Annotated in this window: 20 protein-coding genes; 2 read left to right on the forward strand and 18 right to left on the reverse strand. The window is 38.2% G+C overall.

Annotation, left to right across the window (positions count from 1 at the left end):
• Positions 1-21 precede the first annotated feature (21 nt).
• The 18 genes from dxs to lpxB form a co-directional block, all read right to left on the reverse strand.
• A complete protein-coding gene (gene dxs, locus CVS93_RS07555) occupies positions 22-1848 on the reverse strand; it encodes a 1-deoxy-D-xylulose-5-phosphate synthase (RefSeq protein WP_107687170.1) in 1827 nt (608 codons plus the stop codon).
• Positions 1841-2704, reverse strand: a complete 864-nt coding sequence (gene fliH, locus CVS93_RS07560) for a flagellar assembly protein FliH (protein WP_107687171.1) — start codon at positions 2702-2704, stop codon at positions 1841-1843. The genes dxs and fliH overlap by 8 nt, the downstream gene beginning before the upstream one ends.
• Positions 2701-3732: a flagellar motor switch protein FliG gene (gene fliG / locus CVS93_RS07565; RefSeq protein ID WP_021091747.1), complete on the reverse strand. Its 1032-nt coding sequence runs from the start codon at positions 3730-3732 to the stop codon at positions 2701-2703. Before fliG ends, fliH begins: the two co-directional genes overlap by 4 nt.
• On the reverse strand, positions 3732-5429 hold the full coding sequence (fliF, locus tag CVS93_RS07570) for a flagellar basal-body MS-ring/collar protein FliF (RefSeq protein ID WP_084042226.1): 1698 nt from the start codon (positions 5427-5429) through the stop codon (positions 3732-3734). The genes fliG and fliF overlap by 1 nt, the downstream gene beginning before the upstream one ends.
• A gap of 4 nt (positions 5430-5433) precedes the next feature.
• Entirely contained in the window at positions 5434-6531 is a 1098-nt protein-coding gene (gene hisC, locus CVS93_RS07575) for a histidinol-phosphate transaminase (RefSeq protein ID WP_107687172.1), read from the reverse strand.
• Complete coding sequence (pheA, locus tag CVS93_RS07580) at positions 6531-7610, reverse strand: prephenate dehydratase (RefSeq protein WP_084042224.1); 1080 nt, start codon at positions 7608-7610, stop codon at positions 6531-6533. Before pheA ends, hisC begins: the two co-directional genes overlap by 1 nt.
• Positions 7594-8817: a diaminopimelate decarboxylase gene (gene lysA / locus CVS93_RS07585; RefSeq protein ID WP_107687173.1), complete on the reverse strand. Its 1224-nt coding sequence runs from the start codon at positions 8815-8817 to the stop codon at positions 7594-7596. Before lysA ends, pheA begins: the two co-directional genes overlap by 17 nt.
• A gap of 55 nt (positions 8818-8872) precedes the next feature.
• Complete coding sequence (locus tag CVS93_RS07590) at positions 8873-9937, reverse strand: LptF/LptG family permease (protein WP_107687174.1); 1065 nt, start codon at positions 9935-9937, stop codon at positions 8873-8875.
• Positions 9934-10482 carry an aminoacyl-tRNA hydrolase gene (pth, locus tag CVS93_RS07595; RefSeq protein WP_107687175.1) on the reverse strand — a complete coding sequence of 183 codons (549 nt, stop codon included), beginning with the start codon at positions 10480-10482 and terminating at the stop codon, positions 9934-9936. Before pth ends, CVS93_RS07590 begins: the two co-directional genes overlap by 4 nt.
• A gap of 12 nt (positions 10483-10494) precedes the next feature.
• Positions 10495-11031: a 50S ribosomal protein L25/general stress protein Ctc gene (locus tag CVS93_RS07600; protein WP_021091684.1), complete on the reverse strand. Its 537-nt coding sequence runs from the start codon at positions 11029-11031 to the stop codon at positions 10495-10497.
• Positions 11032-11148: 117 nt separating this feature from the next.
• Positions 11149-12141, reverse strand: coding sequence for a transaldolase (locus CVS93_RS07605; RefSeq protein ID WP_107687176.1), 993 nt, complete (start codon positions 12139-12141; stop codon positions 11149-11151).
• 6 nt (positions 12142-12147) lie between these two features.
• Positions 12148-12774, reverse strand: a complete 627-nt coding sequence (gene serB / locus CVS93_RS07610) for a phosphoserine phosphatase SerB (protein ID WP_085658146.1) — start codon at positions 12772-12774, stop codon at positions 12148-12150.
• Between the two features lie 8 nt (positions 12775-12782).
• Positions 12783-13280 (reverse strand): chemotaxis protein CheW, encoded by a 498-nt coding sequence (locus CVS93_RS07615; protein WP_085658145.1) that lies wholly within the window; start codon positions 13278-13280, stop codon positions 12783-12785.
• Positions 13281-13289: 9 nt separating this feature from the next.
• Positions 13290-15644, reverse strand: coding sequence for a chemotaxis protein CheW (locus CVS93_RS07620; RefSeq protein ID WP_107687177.1), 2355 nt, complete (start codon positions 15642-15644; stop codon positions 13290-13292).
• Between the two features lie 8 nt (positions 15645-15652).
• A complete protein-coding gene (locus CVS93_RS07625; RefSeq protein ID WP_021091802.1) occupies positions 15653-16606 on the reverse strand; it encodes a chemotaxis protein in 954 nt (317 codons plus the stop codon).
• Positions 16606-17397: a UDP-2,3-diacylglucosamine diphosphatase gene (locus tag CVS93_RS07630; RefSeq protein WP_107687178.1), complete on the reverse strand. Its 792-nt coding sequence runs from the start codon at positions 17395-17397 to the stop codon at positions 16606-16608. The genes CVS93_RS07625 and CVS93_RS07630 overlap by 1 nt, the downstream gene beginning before the upstream one ends.
• A 63-nt stretch (positions 17398-17460) precedes the next feature.
• On the reverse strand, positions 17461-17946 hold the full coding sequence (greA, locus tag CVS93_RS07635) for a transcription elongation factor GreA (protein WP_072594430.1): 486 nt from the start codon (positions 17944-17946) through the stop codon (positions 17461-17463).
• A 3-nt stretch (positions 17947-17949) separates the two neighbouring features.
• Positions 17950-18984 (reverse strand): lipid-A-disaccharide synthase, encoded by a 1035-nt coding sequence (gene lpxB, locus CVS93_RS07640; RefSeq protein ID WP_107687179.1) that lies wholly within the window; start codon positions 18982-18984, stop codon positions 17950-17952.
• 102 nt (positions 18985-19086) lie between these two features.
• On the opposite strand from lpxB, the gene surE reads away from it, so the two are divergent.
• Together surE and CVS93_RS07650 are read left to right on the forward strand one after the other, a co-directional pair.
• Entirely contained in the window at positions 19087-19863 is a 777-nt protein-coding gene (gene surE / locus CVS93_RS07645; RefSeq protein ID WP_107687180.1) for a 5'/3'-nucleotidase SurE, read from the forward strand.
• The gene (locus CVS93_RS07650) at positions 19853-20503 is read left to right on the forward strand and encodes a ThiF family adenylyltransferase (RefSeq protein WP_107687181.1); all 651 of its coding nucleotides are present in this window, start codon (positions 19853-19855) and stop codon (positions 20501-20503) included. The genes surE and CVS93_RS07650 overlap by 11 nt, the downstream gene beginning before the upstream one ends.
• Positions 20504-20667: the final 164 nt, after the last annotated feature.

The raw sequence follows: 20667 nt of genomic DNA on the forward strand, positions 1-20667 counted from the left end.
ACGTTACTTTATTAAATGATATTAATTATTCTCTAGTAAATTTTTGGTAATCTGCTCGGCACTTATACCAAGATATTTTTCAACCTCAGCAGTTGAACCATGTGGGATAAATTTATCTTCATACTCAAAGCTAATGACGCTTATATTTGAGATTTTATTTTCTTGTAAAAATGCACTTACTATCTCACCAATACCGCCTTTTTTGGCACTATCGCTAAAGATGTACCATTTTTTAGTGCGCTTTGCAAGATCCAGTAAAAGCTCACTATCAAGCGGTTTTGCAAAGACAAGATCAACCAATATCACATCAAGCTTGCCAGTTAGTAAATTTCTGACCAAATTTGCTCTGCCAACGCCGTTGCCATAGCCTAAAAATACAATATCACTATTTGCATCAGCTAAAATTTCACCCTTGCCAAACTCAAGTGGCTGAGCTTCAAACTCATCTCTTAAGATAAACGCTCCGCGTGGATATCTAAATGCACTTACACCCTTGTAAGAGTAGGCAAATTCCATAACATTTTTCATGCTCTCTTCGCACCTTGGAGCAAAAAGAACCATGTTTGGCACGGCATTTAAAAAACTGATATCAAAAGCACCCTGATGCGTTTCGCCGTCCTCGCCCACAATACCAGCCCTATCCATCGCAAAAGTGATGTTTAAATTTAAAATAGAAGCGTCATGAATGACTTGATCATAGGCCCTTTGCATAAAAGTTGAGTATATCGCGACAAATGGCTTAAAACCCTCTTTTGCCATAGCTGACATCGAGGTGACTGCATGCTGCTCGGCTATCGCTACGTCCCAAAAACGATCTGGAAATTCTTGTATCAAAGCGTCCATGCCAGTGCCTGTTGGCATCGCGGCCGTTACGCCAACGATGTCGCTATGCTCTCTTGCCATCTTTAAAAGCTGCTCGCTAAAGATCGCCGTGGCTGACTTGTTTGACTGTCTTTTGATAAATTCGCCACTTTTTAGATCAAATGGCCCAACTCCGTGCCAATTTTCATAATAGCCCTCGGCAAATTCATACCCTTTGCCCTTTAGCGTCTGTACATGCACAATGACTGGTTTTTTCATACTTTTTGCCGTCTCGAATGTACTAAGAAGCGCGGCTAAATCGTGTCCATCAACTGGCCCAATGTACTCAAGCCCAAGCTCTTCAAAAAACATGCCAGGAGTGATGAGTCTAATGCCCTCTTCGATACGTCTAGCCATATATGCAGCCGAATCTGGCATATAGCTTAGAAATTTCTCAACTCTGCCCTTAAATTTTTGATAAAACTGTCCTGCCATCATCTGGCTTAGATACTTGCTAAGTGCACCTATTGGCTTGCTTATACTCATCTCGTTGTCGTTTAGGATGATGACGCAAGGATATTTTCTATCCCCTAGCTCATTTAGCGCCTCGTACGCCATGCCGCCACTTAGAGAGCCATCGCCTATGACAGCTACTGGGATACGATCTTCATTTTTAAGTTTTATCGCCTTTGCAGCACCAACTGCAAGCGATATGGACGTCGAGCTATGCCCTGCTACAAAGTAGTCAAATTTACTTTCGCTTGGCTTTGTATAGCCGCTGATACCATTAAATTTTCTAAGCGTATCAAAGCTCTCCCAGCGTCCAGTTAGTAGCTTGTGTGCGTAGCTTTGGTGGCTTACATCGAAGATAAATGGATCTTTTGTCACATCAAAAATTTTATGCATTGCTACAATGATCTCAACTGCACCGATATTTGAGCTAAGATGACCGCCATTTTTGCTAACAGTGGCTAAAATTTTATCTCTGATGTCATGACAAAGTGCGTTTAGTTCATCAACATCTAAACTTTTAACGTCTTTATTCATTATTTACCAGCATTTTTAGTTTTTCTAGCCTTGTTTGCATAGTCGCATCGATGTTTCCGCCCTCGCTTATGATCACCACGCCACCTTTACTTATGGCATCATCAGCGCTTATTTTGACGTGTTCATTCTTGCTAAATTGCTCTTTTATATATTTGCTATCTTCGGGATTTACGCGAATTTCTATATTTTTAACATTACTTAGCTCTTTTATAAGCGAGCTTGCTAAATGATGAGCGATCTGATTTGAAGAGGTTGAAATTTCTTTATCGATTACTTCTTTTGCGATTTTTATAGCAGTTTGCCCGAGCTCTTCTTCGATCTTCTTTAAAAACTCATCAAATTTAACGTACTGCTCATCTAACTTTGCAGCTGAAGTGCTAAATCTAGCCTCTAACTCATTTATCTTCGCTTCATTTGCTGCATTTGCTTGGGCGATACCCTCATTTTTACCATCTTCTTTTGCGCGAGAAATTTCAGCCTCAAGGCGTTTAGCAAATTCGCTCTCTTGATTTTCTATTTGCATTTGAAGTTTAATGATGTTGCTACTTAGCTCGTCTGTTTTTTTAAGCAATTCTTCAATAAAGCTTGACTCGCCTGCTTGCTGTATTTGTGGACTTTGAGCCTGAGAAGCAAAGTGGTTTTGTGGGCTTGCTTGTGTTTGGTGGCTAGCTTGAGGAACAAAATTTTCACCCTTTTGCCCAAAATTTTGCTCGCTTAGCTCTTCACTAAGATTATTTTCTTCTATCAATACAGGAGCACTATCTGCGGCTCGCTCTCCAACTCCAAGCACCTTAAATCTGTAATTTTCTATAAAGTGAGCCGGAGAAGTCTCACTGGTTATTACGCTGCTTTTCATTCTATCATCTCATCTGCTTCGCCGACTTGGAATACACCTTGATCAGCTAGAGTTTGCACTGTCTCTACTATGCGTCTTTGAGCCTCTTCAACATCTTTTACACGCACCGCACCAAGATATTGCATCTCCTCTTTAAAGGCTTCTGCTGCACGCTGAGACATATTTGATAAAAATTTATCCTTTATACCATCGCTTGAGCCTTTAAATGCGACCATAAGGTCTTTTTTATCAACATTTTTAAGAATTTCTCTAATCGCAGTTGCGTTAAGATTGATAATATCTTCAAAGGTAAACATAAGCTCTTTAATCGTTGTTGCAAGTTTATCATCGCTTTGTTCGATGCGTTCGATCGTGCTTTTGCTGGCTTTTTGCCCAAGCCTATTAAGCACTTCTGCCACAGCTCTTGGACCGCCAACCTCGACTTTGTATGATGTAAGACTTTCAAGCTTGCCCTCAAGTACAGTTGAAACACGCTTAATTACCGATGGGCTAATATCACCAAGATTTGCCATTCTAATAACGACTTCGCTTCTTAGCTCATCTGAGAAAAAGCTAAGCGTTTCAGCAGCGCTCGTTGAGTCCATGTGAGCTAGTATTAGCGCGATGGTTTGAGGGTGCTCTTTTATGATAAAGTCTGCAAGCTGTTGTGGTTTTATCTTATCAAGATAGCCAAAGCTTTTTGAGTTTTCCATGCTTTTTGCAAGCTTGTCTAAAATTTTCTGAGCAGCCTCTGGACCAAATGTGCGGTAAAGAATTTCTTTTGCGTACTCTAAACCACCACTTCTCATATATTGATTTGACTGCATTAATGCGTAAAATTCTTCTAGCACGGCACTTGCAACTTGTTTGTCTATGTTTTTTGCGGTTGCGATATAGCCTGAAATTTCAGTGATGACATCAACATCCATGTGAGAAAATATAAGAGCAGTTGCCTCTTCGCCAAGCTGAATCAGCAAAATAGCAATCTTTTCAGGCATCGATAGATCATCATAAATCATTTTTTGCTTGTCATTTAGCTTTATTGACATCAAATTTCCTTACGCATATTAAAGTCGCTGTCATTTTTTACCATATCTTGAAGTAGCATTGCTATCTCTTCATTTCTCTCTGTGATGACCGCTCTCATTTTCTCAAGTAAAACATCGTATTTTAGTTCATCTTCATTAAACTCGCCACTAAGTCCTAGTTGCTCTTCGACCTTTTTGCGAGCAGCTTTAAATTTCTCAAGCGTATCTTCAGCATCTACCTCAATATCTTCAAGACCATCTTGAACTTGCTCCTCTTCTTCTTTTGTCTCTTCAAGCATCTTTTGCATAAATGGCACAATGACTTTTTTGTAGAAGATGTAGAGCAACAATGCTGCAAAAATATATTTTAGTAGCGGCATAAATGGCACTACATAGTTATTCACAAAGCCATCCATCTTCTCGCTAGTGCTTATATCTTTGCCGGTTTTAAACTCAAAGTTATCCAAGCTTACTTCATCGCCTCTATTTTGGTTATAGCCGATTGATTGTTTGATTAAATTTGTGATTGATTCTCTTTGCTCTTTAGAAAGTGGAGTAAATTCTACCTCACCAGTTGGCTTGCCGTCACTATCTTTTTTACTTTGATAAAGTCCGTCTATAACGACAGCTGCACTCACTCTATTTATGCTAGCAAACTGTCCTTTAATGCTTGTTACTTTCTTTGAAATTTCATAGTTTGTCTGCTGTGAGCTTTTGTTGTACTGCTCTTTTAAAGTGCTGTCATCTAGCCCTTGAACAGGGCCTATGTTGCTAACCGCACCTGGTACGCCGCCCACTTCATTTGGAGCTGAGCCTTGGCGCTTTTCTTCGATATTGCTCTCACTTCTAACGACGTTATTTGGGTCATAAACTTCACTTTTTGTATCTTTTTTGTCAAAGTCAAAGTCGATATTTACCTTTGCTACGACCTTGTCCGCACCGCCCACGATAGGAGCTAGCACATTTACGATCTTTTGCTCGTAATTATTTTCAAACTCGCGCTTATAGCGGATCTGCTGAGCTATAGCATCACTATCAAACTCACCATCTTCATCGCCAAGTGCGACGCCGTCTTGATTTACGATCTTTACATTTTCTGTGCTCAAGTTTGTAACAGAGGCAGCGACAAGATTTTTAATACCAAAAATTTGTTTCGCATTTAGGCTAACGCCTGGCTTTAGCTCAACCACGATAGAAGCTGTTGGAAGTGCTTGTCTTTCAGTGAAAACACTCTCTTTTGGAATGGCTATTCTTACGGTTGCTTTTTGGATAGATGAGAGGCTCTCGATCGTTCTGGCTAGTTCGCCCTCAAGCGCTCTTTGAAATTTTACTCTCTGCTCGGCATCAGTCGCACCAAATTCTTGCTTATCAAAAATTTCAAAGCCGATTTTGCTCTCTTTTGGTATTCCAAGCGTTGCAACAGCGATACGCTCTTTATAGACATCGCTCGTTGGCACAAGAATAGTACCTTCGTTTGCTAATTTATATTTAATGCCATCTTTGTTTAGCTGATCAAGTATTAAGGCAGAATCGTTTGGACTAATGTTTTCAAAAAGGACGCTGTAGCCTGCAAAATTTTCATTTTTGCTTTTATAAAGTGTTAAAAATACCAAAAATGCCACGACCAAGACGATCGAGCTAGCTGCAACGATTTTTTGCTTTAATGAAAGCTTTTGATAAATTTGACTTATTTGATGAAGTAATGCTTTAAAATCCATATTCCTACTTTAAAATTTGCTTTAATTCTTCAAAAACTCTATCATTTTGCCAGCTAAGGCCGATGGTGATTCTCACCGCATTTAAGGCGTAGCTTTTTAGATCTCGCAAAATTATACCCTTTTTTAGCATCTTTTCGCATATCTGGCTTGATTTTGGCTCGTTAAATTTAAAAGTTATGAAATTCGTATAGCTTGGGATAAATTCTATGCCATTTTGCTTTGCAAATTCTTCATATCTCTTCATTTGCTCGAAGTTATTTTGCATGGCTTGCTGCACAAACTCATCATCCCCAAGTGCTACTATCGCAGCTCTTAAGCTTGGAGTTGTGATGTTAAACGGAGCTCTTAGTTTTGAAAGAGCGCCTATAATCTCTTCATTTGCTACGCCGTATCCCACGCGCATACCACCAAGTGCGTAGGCCTTTGAGAAAGTGCCAAGATAGATGGCATTTTTAAATTTCACCACCTCGCTTGGCTTTATCTCTTTTTTACTATCTTTAAATTTTGCAAATTCGTTGTAAGCACAATCAAGCACAACAAGCGTATTTTCATCAACGCTTGTTATAAATTTAAAAACCTCATCCGCGTCCAAACACTCGCCTAATGGGTTATTCGGCAAGCAAAGAAAGATGACAGAAATTTCATCTTTATGCGCATTATAAATTTCTAAAAACTCGTTCAAATTATGCTCCACACTCTTTGTGCGGTAAATTTTAGCTCCAGTTTGTTTTGCATAAATTTCATACATCGCAAATGTCACGCCAGCCATCAAAACGCCACTTTGCTTGTTTGCCTTTGCGTGAAGCGCGTATTCTATGATCTGGTCACTTCCAGAGCCAATGATTAGATTTTTGCTAGTTACGCCAAATTTCTTAGCCAGTCCTTCTTTTAGCTCAAAGTAGCTATCGTCTGGATAGAGATGCGCTTTTTTAGCGACCTCTTTTAGAGCCTCTTCTACGCGTTTGCTCGTGCCAAAAGGGTTTTCGTTGCTAGCTAGCTTTATCACATCTTTTGCCTCGATGCCAAACTCTCTAACTACAAGCTCTATCGGCTTTCCAGCCTCGTAATTAACTAAATCATCTAAAAAATCATTAAACTTCATTACTCTTCTCCGTTTAAATAACTCCCTAACCAGCTTATCTCAGCACCGCTCTCTTTTGCTAATTCAAAGGCATTTTGTACCTTCTCATCGTCGATATGCCCTTCAAAATCAAGATAAAACATTGATTTAAACTCGCGTTGTTTTATAGGGCGTGACTCAAGTTTTGTGATATTGATATTTTCATTTTTAAAGATAGAAAGCAGATCAGCAAGGCGTCCTGGACTGTGGTCAGTCTTTGCAAGGATTGAAGTTTTTGAGTTCTCAACTCTTGCATTTTTAAAATCGCTTAAAATCAAAAATCTCGTTCTATTTGCCATATTGTCTTCAATCGTCTCATAAACTATCGGCACATTATAAATCTTAGCTGCGATCTTTGAGCAAATGGCGGCTGAATTTCTATCCATTGATGCCATATATGCAGCTGCTGCGGTTGATTTTGCTGGAACAAATTCAATTTCGTTTAGCATATGATCTTCTAAAAATTTACGGCATTGATTATACCCTTGCGGATGTGAATAAATTCGCTTTATCTCTTTTAAATTTTCATTTATGCTAACAAAGCTATGATGGATATCCACATAAAGCTCAGCAACTATTTTTATATCACTAAATTTACTCAAACAATCAAGCGTAGCGCCAACAGCGCCTTCGGTATTGTTTTCAATAGGCACAACGCCGTATTTTGCCTCTTTTTGAGCTAATTTTGTAAAAACTGCCTCGATGGTCGCAAGTGGTAAATATGAACTCATCGCACCAAATCTACTCTGAGCCGCCTGATGCGTGTAAGTGCCTTCAGGCCCTAGATATACGATCTTTTGAGGCATTTCTAAATTCCTACTCACAGCAAAAATTTCAAGATAAATGGCCTCGATCGCAGCTTTATTTAAAGCCTTATCTTTACTAAGGCTAGTTAAGCGGTTTATGATAGCTCGCTCTCGCTCAGGACGATATATAGGCGTTCCGCTAGTTTGTTTTAGCTTGCCGATTTGCTCAACTAAAATCATCCTTTCATTTAGTTTATTTAAGATGAGATCATCGATCGCATCGATCTCTTTTCTAAGCTCATTTAGCTCTTGCATCAGCGCTCTCCAAAAATTCTCTCTCAAGTGCCACGACATCTTCGAAGCTCTCACGTCTTCTTATCAGCCTATCTTTGCCATCAAGCACGCAAACTTCAGCGGCTCTGTTTCTTGTGTTGTAGTTTGAACTCATACTAAAACCGTAAGCTCCAGCACCTTTTACCACGATGATATCGCCACTATCGCACTCTGGCAGCTCTATATCTTTTGCTAAAAAGTCGCCACTTTCACAAACTGGACCAACCACATCGCATGGGCCTAAATTTTTATCTTTGCCACAAACAAAAATTTCATGGTGAGCACCATAAAGGCTTGGTCTAATAAGATCATTCATCGCGCCATCAGTGATGACAAATCTCTTTTTGCCATTAAATTTTTCATATAAAACGCTTGCGACAAAGTAGCCAGCATTACCTACGATAAAGCGCCCTGGCTCGCAAACGATAGTTGCGTCTTGACCCTTTAGTGCGCCCAAAATTCCTTGTGCATAGTCATATAAATTTATCTCTTTTTCATCGTTATAGATGATGCCAAGTCCGCCACCAACATCAAAAAATTTGATATCAATCTCAAGTGCTCTTAGCTCTCTTAAAAGCTCGCTAACGATATTTGCAGCGTCTATTATCGGGCTTAGCGAAGTTAGTTGCGAGCCGATATGAAAATGTATACCAGTTGGTTCAAGAGAGTCTGAAGCTTTAGCGTGGATGTACATTCTTTTGGCTATTTCAGCATCAACGCCAAATTTATTTTCATTTAGCCCTGTCGAGATATATGGGTGAGTTTTTGCATCAACACCTGGATTTACTCTAATGCTAATTCTTGCCTTTAAGTTTAGCCCTTTTGCGATCTCCTCAAGCCTTAAAAGTTCAGCAAAACTCTCAACATTTATGAGTAAAATTTCATTTTTTAAAGCCTCTTTTAACTCTTCATCGCTCTTGCCAACACCGCTAAAAATGATCTGATATCTCTTTGCGCCTGCTAAAAGTGCTCTTTTTACTTCGCCGATGCTAACACAGTCAAATCCGGCTCCAAGGTCGGCTAGAAATTTCAAAACACTTAGATTTGAGTTTGCTTTTACCGCATAACAAATGAGAGATTTTCTAGCAAAAAATGCATTCTTTAGTGCTTCATAGCGGTTTTTTATGTGGTTAAAATCATAAATGTAAAGTGGGGTTTTGTATCTACGTGCAAGCTCTTTAAAATCCATAAAATAGCCTTTATTAAAATGGCTTGATTTTACAAAAAGCTTGCCAAAATTTGGCTTAACGATGCGATTTTATGAGATAAATGGCGTATGCAAAAAGTAAAATAACTGGCAAAACTATGCCAATCTCTGGCAAGATCACAGAAGTTTGTGCAAATTTTGCAAGAATAAAGAGCAATCCCCAAACGACAAGAGTTATCACAACAAAGATAAAAGTCGAAAGTGCAAGATTAAAAAATCTACCAGTTACAGGCAAATGATAGTAAAAAATGAGCAATAAAAATGGTGCAAAAAATGGAGCGATAGCAAGGTTGTAAAAAGCTGTTTTTGCGCTATCAAGGCCGATGCCTTCATTTTTAAATGTCTTTATAAAATTTATCGCATCTGGGATATTAAATTTTGAGTTTTCAACGCTAACAGCGCTTTCAATACTCTTTGGCTTAAAGCCTTTTAGTGCATCTAAGTTCTCGCTTTGTATTTTATTAAAACCAGCCTCACCAAGCTCTAAAATTTGAGGCAAAAGAGTTTGATTAGCATCTTTTAAAATCCACTCATTGTCTTTAAAATTAGCGTGATTTGCAAATGTAGTTGAGAGTAAATTTGTGCCATTTATCTCAAAAATTCTAACATCATTTGCTATTTGATTAACAGAATTTAGCTCCTTTATGTAGATAAATTTGCCTTCAAATTTTAAAAATGAATCATTTGTGCTTTTTGAGAAAGCCGTATTTTTAGCGATACTTTTTTGATAGTCGTGCGCATAGGCAAATGGAGTAAAATTTAAGCCAACATAAAAAATAGTTACAAAAAGTGCAATAAAAAATGGTGGAAAAATTAAGCTATTTTTACTAATACCAAGCGCATAAAAACTGATTAGCTCATTTGATCTGACCATATTTACATGTAAAATTATTAGTGCAAAAATAAGCGAAAGTGGCAAAACATAACCAATAGCGCTAAGTGATGTAAGCCCAACATAAAGGAGCTGAAGGTTAGCAGATGGTGGCAGATCTTTTAAATTTGTAAGTAGATCAATGCCTACATAAAATAGTTCAAGTGCTAAAAATACGACAAGAAAAGATTTTATATAGACCCAGCCAACGTATCTGGCGTATAGTTTCATTTGATAAGACCTTTTTTTATCGTAAATTTTTGCGAAATTTCGTTGATGTCGCTCTTTAGTAGCTCACAAACTGCATTTTTTGTATAGGCTAAAATTTCATCTAAAGCCTTTTTCTCCTCATCACTAAACTCTCCAAGGACAAAATTTTTAGCATCACCAAGGTGCCCAATGCCAACACGCACCCTTTCGTAGTCGTTGCCTATTAATCCATCAATCGATTTTATGCCGTTATGCCCACCACTACTGCCACCTTTTTTAAATTTAACCGCACCAAAACTAAGATCAAGATCATCGTGTATTACGATTATTCTATCTGGTTTATAAAAATCTTTGACCACTTTTACACTTTGTCCTGAGAGGTTCATAAAAGTTGTTGGTTTTAGCAAGATAATGTCATTGAATTTAAAAACTTCGCCTTGGAATTTGGCTGAGCTAACATCTTTGTAATTTGAGTCTTTTAGGAGATCTATAAGCATAAAGCCTATATTATGCCTAGTATTTTCATATTTGGAGCCAGGATTTCCTAGCCCCGTTATTAGTGTCACAAAAGCCCTTTTTTATTTAGCTTTAATAACTCCAAGTACCGCAACACGGTCAGCGTCTACAATAGTAACGCCTTTAGGAGCTGTGATATCACGAACCAAAATAGTATCGTCGATGTCAAGTTTACTTACATCAACGTCAAATGAATTTGGCAAATTTTCAGCTGTGCATTTTACGCAAAGACGTCTTTTTGACTGGATCAAAACGCCCTTATTTTTAAGACCAATAGGTGTTCCAACTGGCTTAACTGGGATCATATATTTCGATAAAACGCCTGGAAGTGCTACTTTTAGATCTACGTGTTTAAGATCGCTTGTAACAACATCTCTTTGGTAATCAACAATAACGACATTATAAACTTTTCCGCCTACTTTTACATCAAAAGCAAGACTCTCTTTTTTGCGTGCTTCTTTAATAAAGTCATTTACTTTAAAAGCAGCTGCAACATTCTCTAATCCCTTGCCATAAATGTTGGCGATTAGATAACCATCTCTTCTCAAAGCCTTTGCAGACTTTTTACCGATACTCTCTCTAACGATTCCTTCTAACATCGTTTTCCTTTCATAAAAAATAGGTGCTGATTTTATCCAATGCTTTATAAATTTCACATAAAGCTTATTTAAGAATGATCACTTTCGCTATTTTTGTATTAGCTTGGACTTCTTTGTTTAAAGTGATTTCATAATATCATCAAATGCTGATACAAACTGCTTTAAACCATCGCTTAATAAATCTTTATAAACGACATTTATATCTATCTCATTATTTTTTATAATCTGGAAAAAGCTTGAGATATTTTCTTTACTAGGCACATTTTTTGCCTCTGCTTTTTCTTTTATAAATTCTTTTATCGTCTCTATTGGTGCTGTATTTATAGAATTTTTATACATTAGCTCTCTAACATAATAATCCCCTCTTAAACCGCTACCTTTTACGCCTGTGCTTGCAAAAAGAGTTCTTACATTTTCTAGTCCAAAATCTTCGATCAGGTGGTATATATTTGCAGCATTCATTATACCAATTTGTCCCGTTGGCAAGCTCTTTGCAGCCATAACCTCATCAAGCTTTCTATCAAATCTACTTACAAAAACGCTTATCACACCTTTTGGCATAGTAGTATCTATAAAGCGACTTGCGTAAGCCTTACTACCTTCTTTAAATGCTTCAAGACAGTTTTTAGCCTGATCTGGTGAAAATATAAGTGTAGCATTTACGCTAATTCCTCTTGCTATAAGCGCACTCATCGCCTCATAACCATCTTTTGTAGCTGGAATTTTTATCATAACATTTGGCATTGATATTAGATTATGAAGCCTGATACCTTCTTCTATCGTTGCAACTGTATCGTCACTTAAATTTGGATCAACCTCAATGCTTACAAAGCCATCATCGCCATTTGCATAATTTTTTAACATTTTACATGCGGCGATTTTTATATCTTGAGTAGCCAAAATTTCATAAAGATCTTTTGGGTGGCGTTTATTGCTAGTTTCTATTATCTTTTTATAAGCAGGTGACGAAAATGCTGTTTTAAAAATAGCTGGGTTACTTGTAGCGCCGTTTATAACATTATTTTCCAATAAAGAGTTAAATTCGCTTTGTAAAAAATTTCTCTCTATAAAATCACACCAAAGAGAGAATTTAGCTTCGTTGTCATACATTAATTTCTACCTTATAAATTTTAAAATTTCACGCAAGTCTTTAACATCAACACAATGTGTCGCTTCTTTTTTTAAGATATCTTTTGCACAAAATGCAATGCTAAGGTCGCACTTTCTAAACATCGATATGTCATTGGCCCCGTCCCCAACACACATTATCTCGTCCTTGCCTAAATTTAATAGTCCACATAAGCGGTCAATCATATCTCCCTTTGAACTACCAAACATCATTTCTCCGCCAACTTCACCACTTAAAATTCCATCTTTATGATGCAAGATATTTGCAAAATTTGCATCAAAATTAAGCTTTTTTTGCATTACATCGGTTGCATTATGAAATCCACCGCTAAAAACCACAACTTTGATACCTTTTTGCTTTAAAGCTTCTATTAGCTCGCCAGCTCCTGGCATTATGGGTAAATTTTTGCAAATTTCATTTACTTTTAAAAGTGGCAATCCTTTTAAAAATTTTACTCTTTTTGTAAGACTTTCAAAAAAATCAAGCTCACCGTTCATCGAACGCTTAGTTATGTTAGCTACTTCTTCACTAGCATTATTAGCGGCGGCGAGAATATCTATCGTCTCGCCGTCCATTATTGTAGAGTCAAAATCAAAAACACAAAGTTTTATCAAGCTATACCCTAAAAATCACGTTTTAAAAGGCTTTCGACCTTCAAGATCGTAAGGATATTTTGGTCGCGCTTACCGATACCATAAATCATGCCTTTGTCTTTTACTAAAGTCTCTGGTGGCGGATCGATCCTATTGCGGTCTATTCTAATAGCCTCCGTCAAGCGGTCTATCACAAAGCCAGCGATATTATCCGCATCTTTCATAACGATATATCTTGTGCTTGGGCTTTGTTTTGTGACATTTAGTGAAAAACGCTTACGCAAATCAATAAGCGGAATAACATTTCCACGTAGGTTAAATACGCCAAGAACATAATCAGGCACACTAGGAACACGTGTATATTCAATAGGCTTGATTATCTCTTGGATATTTAAAATAGGTATTGCGTACTCTTCCTCACCGACAACAAATCCTACTAGCTGAACTATATCCTCATTATTTTTTAACTCAGGACCATTTATTTGCTGTTTTTGTTTGCTTAAAACTTGATTTAGTTTATTGTTCATCCCTTACCCCTAAGCTAATTTTATATTCTTTCTAACGACATTTTCTAGGTACTCGGCTGAATATGGTTTTGTAATATACTCAGTCATTCCAACTTCTACGCCACGTAATCTATCTGTTTTTGAAGTCCTTGATGTAACAGCAATAAGTGGTAAATTTCTGTACTTAGAGTATTTTCTAATTTCGCCAGCCAGTGTATATCCATCCATTCTTGGCATCTCAATATCTATCAAAATCGCATCAAAGGAGTGCTCTCCGGATTTTACGATATTTAGTGCCTCAACACCGTTTGTGGCTTCTATTATTGTTACCCCGGTTGGCTCAAGCGCTTTTTGCATGATAGTTCTATCCATTTTTGAATCATCAACTATCAAGACTTTATAATCGCTTGGTTTTTCCTTTGCTTTTGTGCTATCTTCTATTTCGGCTCTAATATCTACCTTGATATCTTTTGCCATCTCCATCATAGCACCAACATCAATAATCAATGTCACACGGCCATCACCTCTAATAGTAGCACCAGCAATACCTGGGATATTTTGTAAATAATCACCCATTGATTTAATAACAATCTCTTCTTGTCCAACCAAAGTATCGACAATAATACCTAGTTTTGCTTCAGCAACACCGATTATTACGACATAAGTTTGATCTCCACCATCAAATGCCTTTTCAACACCAAATACATCAGAAAGTCTAACAAGAGATAAAACTTCATCTCTTAGCCTTAGTACATTTTTGCCATCGATCGTGTAGATATCATCAATAGGCACACGAACAGTTTCAAGAACACTAGCAAGTGGAATAGCGTAAAATTCTTCTTGCGTTCCAACAAGTAGCGACTGAATAATCGCAAGTGTGAGTGGAATTTTAAGCTTCATAACTGTGCCTTTTCCAACTTCACTTTCAATATCAATGATACCATTTAGCTTTTCAATATTTGTCTTAACAACGTCCATACCAACACCACGACCAGATACGTTTGTAACTTTTGCCGCAGTTGAAAATCCTGGTCTAAAGATAAGTCCAAATGCCTCTTTTTCACTCATCGCATCAGCTTCGCGCTCAGTGATGATGCCTTTTTCTATCGATTTAGATTTAAGCATGTCAGCATCTAGACCCTTACCATCATCAACTATCTCAACAACGATATGATTACCTTCATTGTAAGCTTTTAGCTGAACAAGACCTTTTTCAGGCTTGCCTGCGGCCTTTCTTGTCTCAGGATCCTCGATACCGTGATCGCATGAATTTCTGATGATGTGAACTAGTGGATCGCCGATCTCTTCTACGATTGACTTATCAAGCTCAGTCTCTTCACCTGAAATTTCAAGATCGATTTGCTTACCAAGGTCGCGGCTAAGATCGCGTATCATACGTGGGAATTTATTAAAGACTTTTGCTATTGGAAGCATTCTTGTCTTCATAACGGCAAGCTGAATATCAGTCGTTACCAAGCTTAGACTTGAGACTACTTGATTTAGCTCTTCAAGGAATTTCTCACCCTCATATCTCTCTTCCACGTCATCATAAATTTTTAATAAGCGGTTTTTACCAAGAACAAGCTCGCCTATTAGGTTCATTAAGTGGTCAAGTCTTTTTACTTCAACACGTATAGTTTGTTCCTGAGCCACTGCACCACTACTTGCTGCTGGGACCTTTTTATCTCCGTCTTTTTCCTTACTCTCTGCTTTTGCAGCTGGAGCTGAAGTACTACTTGCAGCTGGGGCTATCTCGCTAGGAGATTTTGGAGCTATACCTTTTGAAGCACGCCTTGCTTGATCCTCAGCTTTTCTAACCTTTAAGAGTCTTTCTATCTCAGCTTCAACTTCTGAATCACTTAGCTTTGAAAGCTCGGCATCGCTTATCTCTGGCGCTTCTTCAGCAGGCACGGTTGGCTCTGGCTCTTTTGCCGGCTCTGGTGTTGGCTCAGCTACTGGCGTGGCAGGAGCTTCAGGAGCTGCTACCGGAGCCTCACCTTCAGAAATTTGGGTAAGTCTTGCACAAATGTTTTTAATATCAATACCAGCAGCTGTATCATTTCCATGATCCCTAATGCTGCTTAACAAGCCTTTCATCATATCAACTGACTCAAGGACCACGTCCATAATGTCTGGAGTAATCTTTAGCTCGCCTTTTCTAGCTTTATTTAAAACATCCTCCATATGGTGAGTAAGCTCTGTTAGAACATCAAAATTTAAAAAACTTGAACTACCTTTTACTGTGTGAGCAACACGGAAAATTCTATTTAATAATTCCAAATCTTCAGGGTTTGACTCAAGCTCAACAAGGTCATGATCTATCTGCTCAATAAGTTCGAAAGCTTCTATTAAAAAGTCTTCCATTATTTCTTTCATATCATCCATGTTTCACCTCATTTTGCAGATTTAGAATGTGCTTCAATAACTTTTAGCACTTCTTGATAAAATATGCTTGCATCAAATTTTGTAAGATACGCCGCACCACCAGCTTCTTTGCTCTTGATTTCACTAAAATCATTACTCAATGAGGAGTTAAATACTATTGGCACTTCTTTAAATCTTTCATCATTTTTAAGAGTTGAAGCAAAGCGGTATCCATCCATCTGTGGCATTTCGATATCACTTAAGATAACTCTAAGCTCTCTTGATAAGTTGTCTCCGTATCTTTGATAAAGCTCTTCCATTCTCTCCAAACCCTCAACGCCGTTTTTAGCCTCAACTACGCTAAGTCCCATCTTCTCAAGTGCATCTTTTACTAGTTTTCTAGCAGTTGAGCTATCATCTAAAACTAAAGCAGCACCTTTTAATTTTTGATCGTCTGTTACATCAAATTCGATCTTTGGTGAGTAAATTCCAAGCTCTTCTACTATGCTTTCAAGATCAAGAATAAGTAAAACTTCATCATTTTCTATTCTTGTTACGCCTGTTATTTTGCCTTTATCTAAAGCGCCAGAACCTGAAGCAAAATTTGCAGGCTCAATATCTTTCCAGCTTATACGCCTAATCCTTTTTGCCTCATGGACGATAAAACCGATCAAAATACCACTAAACTCAGCAATAATAACACGTGGCTTTATAACTACGCCTTCGGTTGGCTCGATAATATTCATCCATCTTGCCAAATTTATGACAGGGATCACCACACCCCTTAAATCAAAAATTCCCTCGATATACTCAGGAACGCCAGGAAGCTCTGTAAGATTTGGCATCTTAATGATCTCCCGCACCTTTGCGACATTGACTCCGTATATTCCTTCATATACTTTGTTTTCGGTCTTTTTAAAGATACGAAAATCAACAAGTTCCATCTCGTTTGAGTCCGTTTTTAGTACGTTATCTCCAAACATCAATGTCCTTTCAAACTCATTTTGAGCAAATTTAATTTTTGCTGGGCGTATTCTACAACAAAATAACTTTGCTCACATGCAAAACAAGGTAGATTTATATAAAACTTATCGTAAATGTTAAATTTCTCGCCTTGATGATAGTGTCCCTCTATCACAATACCAGCCTCATATCCTTGCAAATGCTTGCCCATTAACTCCTTAAAATTAGGAATTTTATAGTCTAAATTTTTCTTAGTAAGTCTAGCTAGTATTGCTTTTGATATTTTAAAATGTAAAATTTTATCCAAAGCATTCATAAATTTTAAAAACCATCTTACACGTAAAAATCTAAGCGCATATTTATCTATAAAAGGTAAAAATATATCACCATGCGCGATCTGGACGCGCTCTTCATTGATCGTTTTAAAATTTGCTGGTTGATCGTAAATATCATAAACCCTAACGCTTTTATAGCGCAGCATCTCACGCCCATCCCAAATTTCTCTTGTTTTATTAAATAAATTTGAAAGTCTAAAATCGTGATTGCCCTCGAAGTAAAAAATTTCTACCTTTTGTGAAATTTTATTTATAAGGTTTAAGTGCTCAGAGTAAAATTCTATTGTGTATTCGCCCTCGCCCGTTAGAAAGTCAAACATATCACCTAACAAAAAAATTTGTGGCGGCTCTTTGATCTCACCATTATCAATGGCTCTTAAAAATTTTAAAAAACCATTTCGGTTTACGTTTTCATGGGCATCAGCTAAAAAGATTGCACCTTCTTTTATAACGGGGGCATATAGATATCTGCTCAAATTTTGCCTTAATTAAAAAATAGCAGAGCCAAAAAGCAGTTTCTAGCTCTTTGTCCCATCTTTTTAGTCAAATTTTATAGGCTTGTAGCAAATTTTTACGATCTCAACGTCGCTTCTGCCTTTTGGTAAATTTAGCACAACTTCATCACCCTCGGCCTTACCTAAAAGCTGCTTTGCAAGAGGTGAGTTTATCGAGATATAGCCTTTATCGATGTCGCTTTCGCTAATGCCAACTATCGTATATGTATGCTCTATTTCGGTTTCCTCGTCCATTATCGTCACACTTGAGCCAAACCTAACTCTATCGTGCTCATAGCTACTTGGATCGATCACTTCGGCATTTGCTAAAAGTGCGCTAAGCTCAGCGATCCTAGCGTCTATAAAGGCTTGCTTCTCTTTTGCAGCGTGATACTCAGCATTTTCTTTTAGATCGCCGTGGCTTCTTGCGATGTCGATCTCAGTTACTATTTGAGGGCGTTGCACCAGCCTTAGGTCTTTTAGCTCAGCTTCTATCTTCTCATATCCGTGCATTGTCATTGGTTCACTCATTTTTTACTCCATATTTTTTAAAATTTTTACTACATTTTTACTGCTGCCATACCCTAAATAAGTCCTTAATTCATCGCAACCTTTTAAAAATTTCTGCCTATCGCAGCACTCATAAGCTCTTAGCAAATTTTCAGCCGTTGCAAACTCTTGGATAAATTCCTCATGAAGTGGCTCTTTGCCCATGAAGTCAAACATTATATTTGCAAGTCCTGCATGCTTGATCTTTACAAATTTCCTAGCAATGAAAACGTCTATGGCTTTTGCCTTGTAAGCTAGCACAAATGGTGTGCCAATGAGCGCTGCTTCAAGTGTAGCCGTACCTGAGCAAACAAAGGCAAAGTTGCTCTCATACAAGGCTTCAGGCGTGTTTGAGATGACCTCAAAATCGCTCACGTCACCATAAATTTCACCCACTTTATCAAGTAAAAATGGTGGCACGACAAGTAGCCTTTTTGCTTCTATCTTTTTAGCAAGCTCTCTATAAACTGGCATCAGCCTTGAAATCTCTGACCTTCTTGATCCCGGCAAAAAAGCCACTTTGCCACTACTACTTAGGCTAGTTTTTTTAAGCTTTATCTCATCCATCAAAGGATGTCCCACGTATGTCGATCGGCTATAAAATTTAGAGTCAAATGGCAAAATCGAAGCTAGGTTGTCACAGTATCTCTCCACAACGCTCACTCTTTTTGGCTTCCACGCCCAAACTTGTGGCAAGATGTAGTATGTCACAGCTACTTTTGCGCCAGCCTCTTTTATCGCCTTTGCAAGTGGCAGATTAAATGCTGGGCTGTCGATTAGCAGCACTGCATCAGCCTCTTTTGCCATCTGGCTCATCACTTTTATCGCTTTTTTTGCTTTAAAAATGAGCGGCAAAACCTCGACAAAACCCATAGCTGAAAACTCGCTACTTTTCATATATGGCGTGCCAAGCTCTTCGCTAAAAATTCCCATTAGCTCAAATTCGCCCTCGAAATTTTTCAAAATTTCTTTTAAATGCAAATTTGCCGATGGCTCAAGAGCGGAGACTAAAATTTTCATTTACACACTTTCATCAGGTCTTTTTTTAGGGGCATTATACGCAAAAATTCTTTAAAATTTTAAGAAAGCTGTGATAAAATCCAAGCCTTTAAAGGATAAAATTTGAAAGAAATTTTGATAACAAATGACGATGGATTTGAGGCAACTGGCTTGCTTGCCTTAAAAGAAGCTTTAAGCGAGCTAGATGGCGTGAACGTCACGATCGTAGCTCCAAGCTCTGAAAAATCAGCCTGCGCTCACTCTTTGACACTCACAAGACCACTTAGGTTCATAAAACTTGATGATAATTTTTTTAAACTCGATGACGCAACGCCAAGTGACTGCGTCTATCTCGCACTTCACGCACTTTATAACAAAAAGCCAGATCTAGTGATAAGCGGCATAAATCACGGAGCAAATTTGGGTGAAGATATAACCTACTCTGGCACGTGCGGAGCGGCGATGGAGGGCGTTTTGCAAGGCATTAGAAGTATTGCCTTTTCGCAGTTTTATGCAAATAATTCATTAAATGAACTTGGCTTTGAGCTAGCAAAAGAGGTGGTGAAATTTATCGTATCAAAGGTGCTAGAGGGTGAAATTTCGCTAAATCAAAGAGAATTTCTAAATGTAAATATCCCAGCCGTAACTAGCAAAAATTTCAAAGGCTACTCCATCGTCCCAGCTGGCAAACGCACCTACGCCACGCATGCTACGCTTAATCGCAACCCAAGAGGTATCGAGTACTACTGGCTTGGAAATGCTGCGCTTGAATACGAAAAAGGCGAGCCAAGTGACATCAGCAAGGTAAATGAGGGCTTTGCCACGATAACGCCCATAAAACTAAATATGACTTCATATGAGAGCTTGGAGAGCCTAAAGGGGAAATTTGATGCAAAATGATAGATTTACAAGGATAAGATGGCTCTTTGGTGAGGATGGTTTTAGCAGGCTTCAAAGCGCAAAAGTGCTAGTTTGTGGAGCTGGTGGTGTGGGTGGAATGTGCGTAGATGCGCTTGCTAGAAGCGGGGTCGGAAGCATCACGCTGATCGACAAAGACATTTTTGACGTGACAAATCAAAACCGCCAAATTTACAGCGAAAACGTAGGCGGCGTAAAGGTGGAGGAGTTTGCCAAAATTTATCCTTGCATCACGCCTATGCAGACGCTGATCACGCCTGAGTTTGTCACTGGATTTGACTTTAGTAAATTTGACGTGGTGATCGATGCTATCGATGATATCACCGCCAAGATTGCCCTTGCAAACGCAGTAGATCCTAGCAAATTTATAGCCTCGATGGGTGGGGCAAAAAGGGTTGATCCAACCAAGATCAAGGTGGCCTGCGTTTGGAAAACTTCGGTCGATCCACTAGCTAGAAAATATAGATATGAGCTCAAAAAATCAGGCTTTAGCGGTAAATTTGACGTGGTCTTTTCAACAGAAGAGCCACTTTGCAAGCCACTTGGAAGCTTCATGGGCGTGACTGCTTGCTTTGGGCTAAATTTAGCTTCACTAGCTGTTAAAAAGATAGTTGGGCAGTAAGTCAAAAATTTACTCTCCAAGCAAAATTTTAAATTAAAGCTGGCATTTTTGGATATAAATTTAATAGCCAGCTCTACAAAATACGAATTTAACAATCCAAGATGAGAATCTAGCAAATTTTAAAATTTATAAGCGAGTAATTTCGGCTCTAAAATTTGAGATAA

Source organism: Campylobacter concisus (assembly GCF_003048535.1).
Taxonomy (GTDB): Bacteria; Campylobacterota; Campylobacteria; order Campylobacterales; family Campylobacteraceae; genus Campylobacter_A; species Campylobacter_A concisus_S.

What these genes read in the sequence shown, in the direction of transcription:
- dxs (WP_107687170.1), bottom strand. Translation starts at nt 1,848, where the DNA reads ATGAATAAAGACGTTAAAAGTTTAGATGTTGATGAACTAAACGCACTT.
- fliH (WP_107687171.1), bottom strand. Translation starts at nt 2,704, where the DNA reads ATGAAAAGCAGCGTAATAACCAGTGAGACTTCTCCGGCTCACTTTATA.
- fliG (WP_021091747.1), bottom strand. Translation starts at nt 3,732, where the DNA reads ATGTCAATAAAGCTAAATGACAAGCAAAAAATGATTTATGATGATCTA.
- fliF (WP_084042226.1), bottom strand. Translation starts at nt 5,429, where the DNA reads ATGGATTTTAAAGCATTACTTCATCAAATAAGTCAAATTTATCAAAAG.
- hisC (WP_107687172.1), bottom strand. Translation starts at nt 6,531, where the DNA reads ATGAAGTTTAATGATTTTTTAGATGATTTAGTTAATTACGAGGCTGGA.
- pheA (WP_084042224.1), bottom strand. Translation starts at nt 7,610, where the DNA reads ATGCAAGAGCTAAATGAGCTTAGAAAAGAGATCGATGCGATCGATGAT.
- lysA (WP_107687173.1), bottom strand. Translation starts at nt 8,817, where the DNA reads ATGGATTTTAAAGAGCTTGCACGTAGATACAAAACCCCACTTTACATT.
- CVS93_RS07590 (WP_107687174.1), bottom strand. Translation starts at nt 9,937, where the DNA reads ATGAAACTATACGCCAGATACGTTGGCTGGGTCTATATAAAATCTTTT.
- CVS93_RS07600 (WP_021091684.1), bottom strand. Translation starts at nt 11,031, where the DNA reads ATGTTAGAAGGAATCGTTAGAGAGAGTATCGGTAAAAAGTCTGCAAAG.
- CVS93_RS07605 (WP_107687176.1), bottom strand. Translation starts at nt 12,141, where the DNA reads ATGTATGACAACGAAGCTAAATTCTCTCTTTGGTGTGATTTTATAGAG.
- CVS93_RS07615 (WP_085658145.1), bottom strand. Translation starts at nt 13,280, where the DNA reads ATGAACAATAAACTAAATCAAGTTTTAAGCAAACAAAAACAGCAAATA.
- CVS93_RS07620 (WP_107687177.1), bottom strand. Translation starts at nt 15,644, where the DNA reads ATGGATGATATGAAAGAAATAATGGAAGACTTTTTAATAGAAGCTTTC.
- CVS93_RS07625 (WP_021091802.1), bottom strand. Translation starts at nt 16,606, where the DNA reads ATGTTTGGAGATAACGTACTAAAAACGGACTCAAACGAGATGGAACTT.
- greA (WP_072594430.1), bottom strand. Translation starts at nt 17,946, where the DNA reads ATGAGTGAACCAATGACAATGCACGGATATGAGAAGATAGAAGCTGAG.
- lpxB (WP_107687179.1), bottom strand. Translation starts at nt 18,984, where the DNA reads ATGAAAATTTTAGTCTCCGCTCTTGAGCCATCGGCAAATTTGCATTTA.
- CVS93_RS07650 (WP_107687181.1), top strand. Translation starts at nt 19,853, where the DNA reads ATGCAAAATGATAGATTTACAAGGATAAGATGGCTCTTTGGTGAGGAT.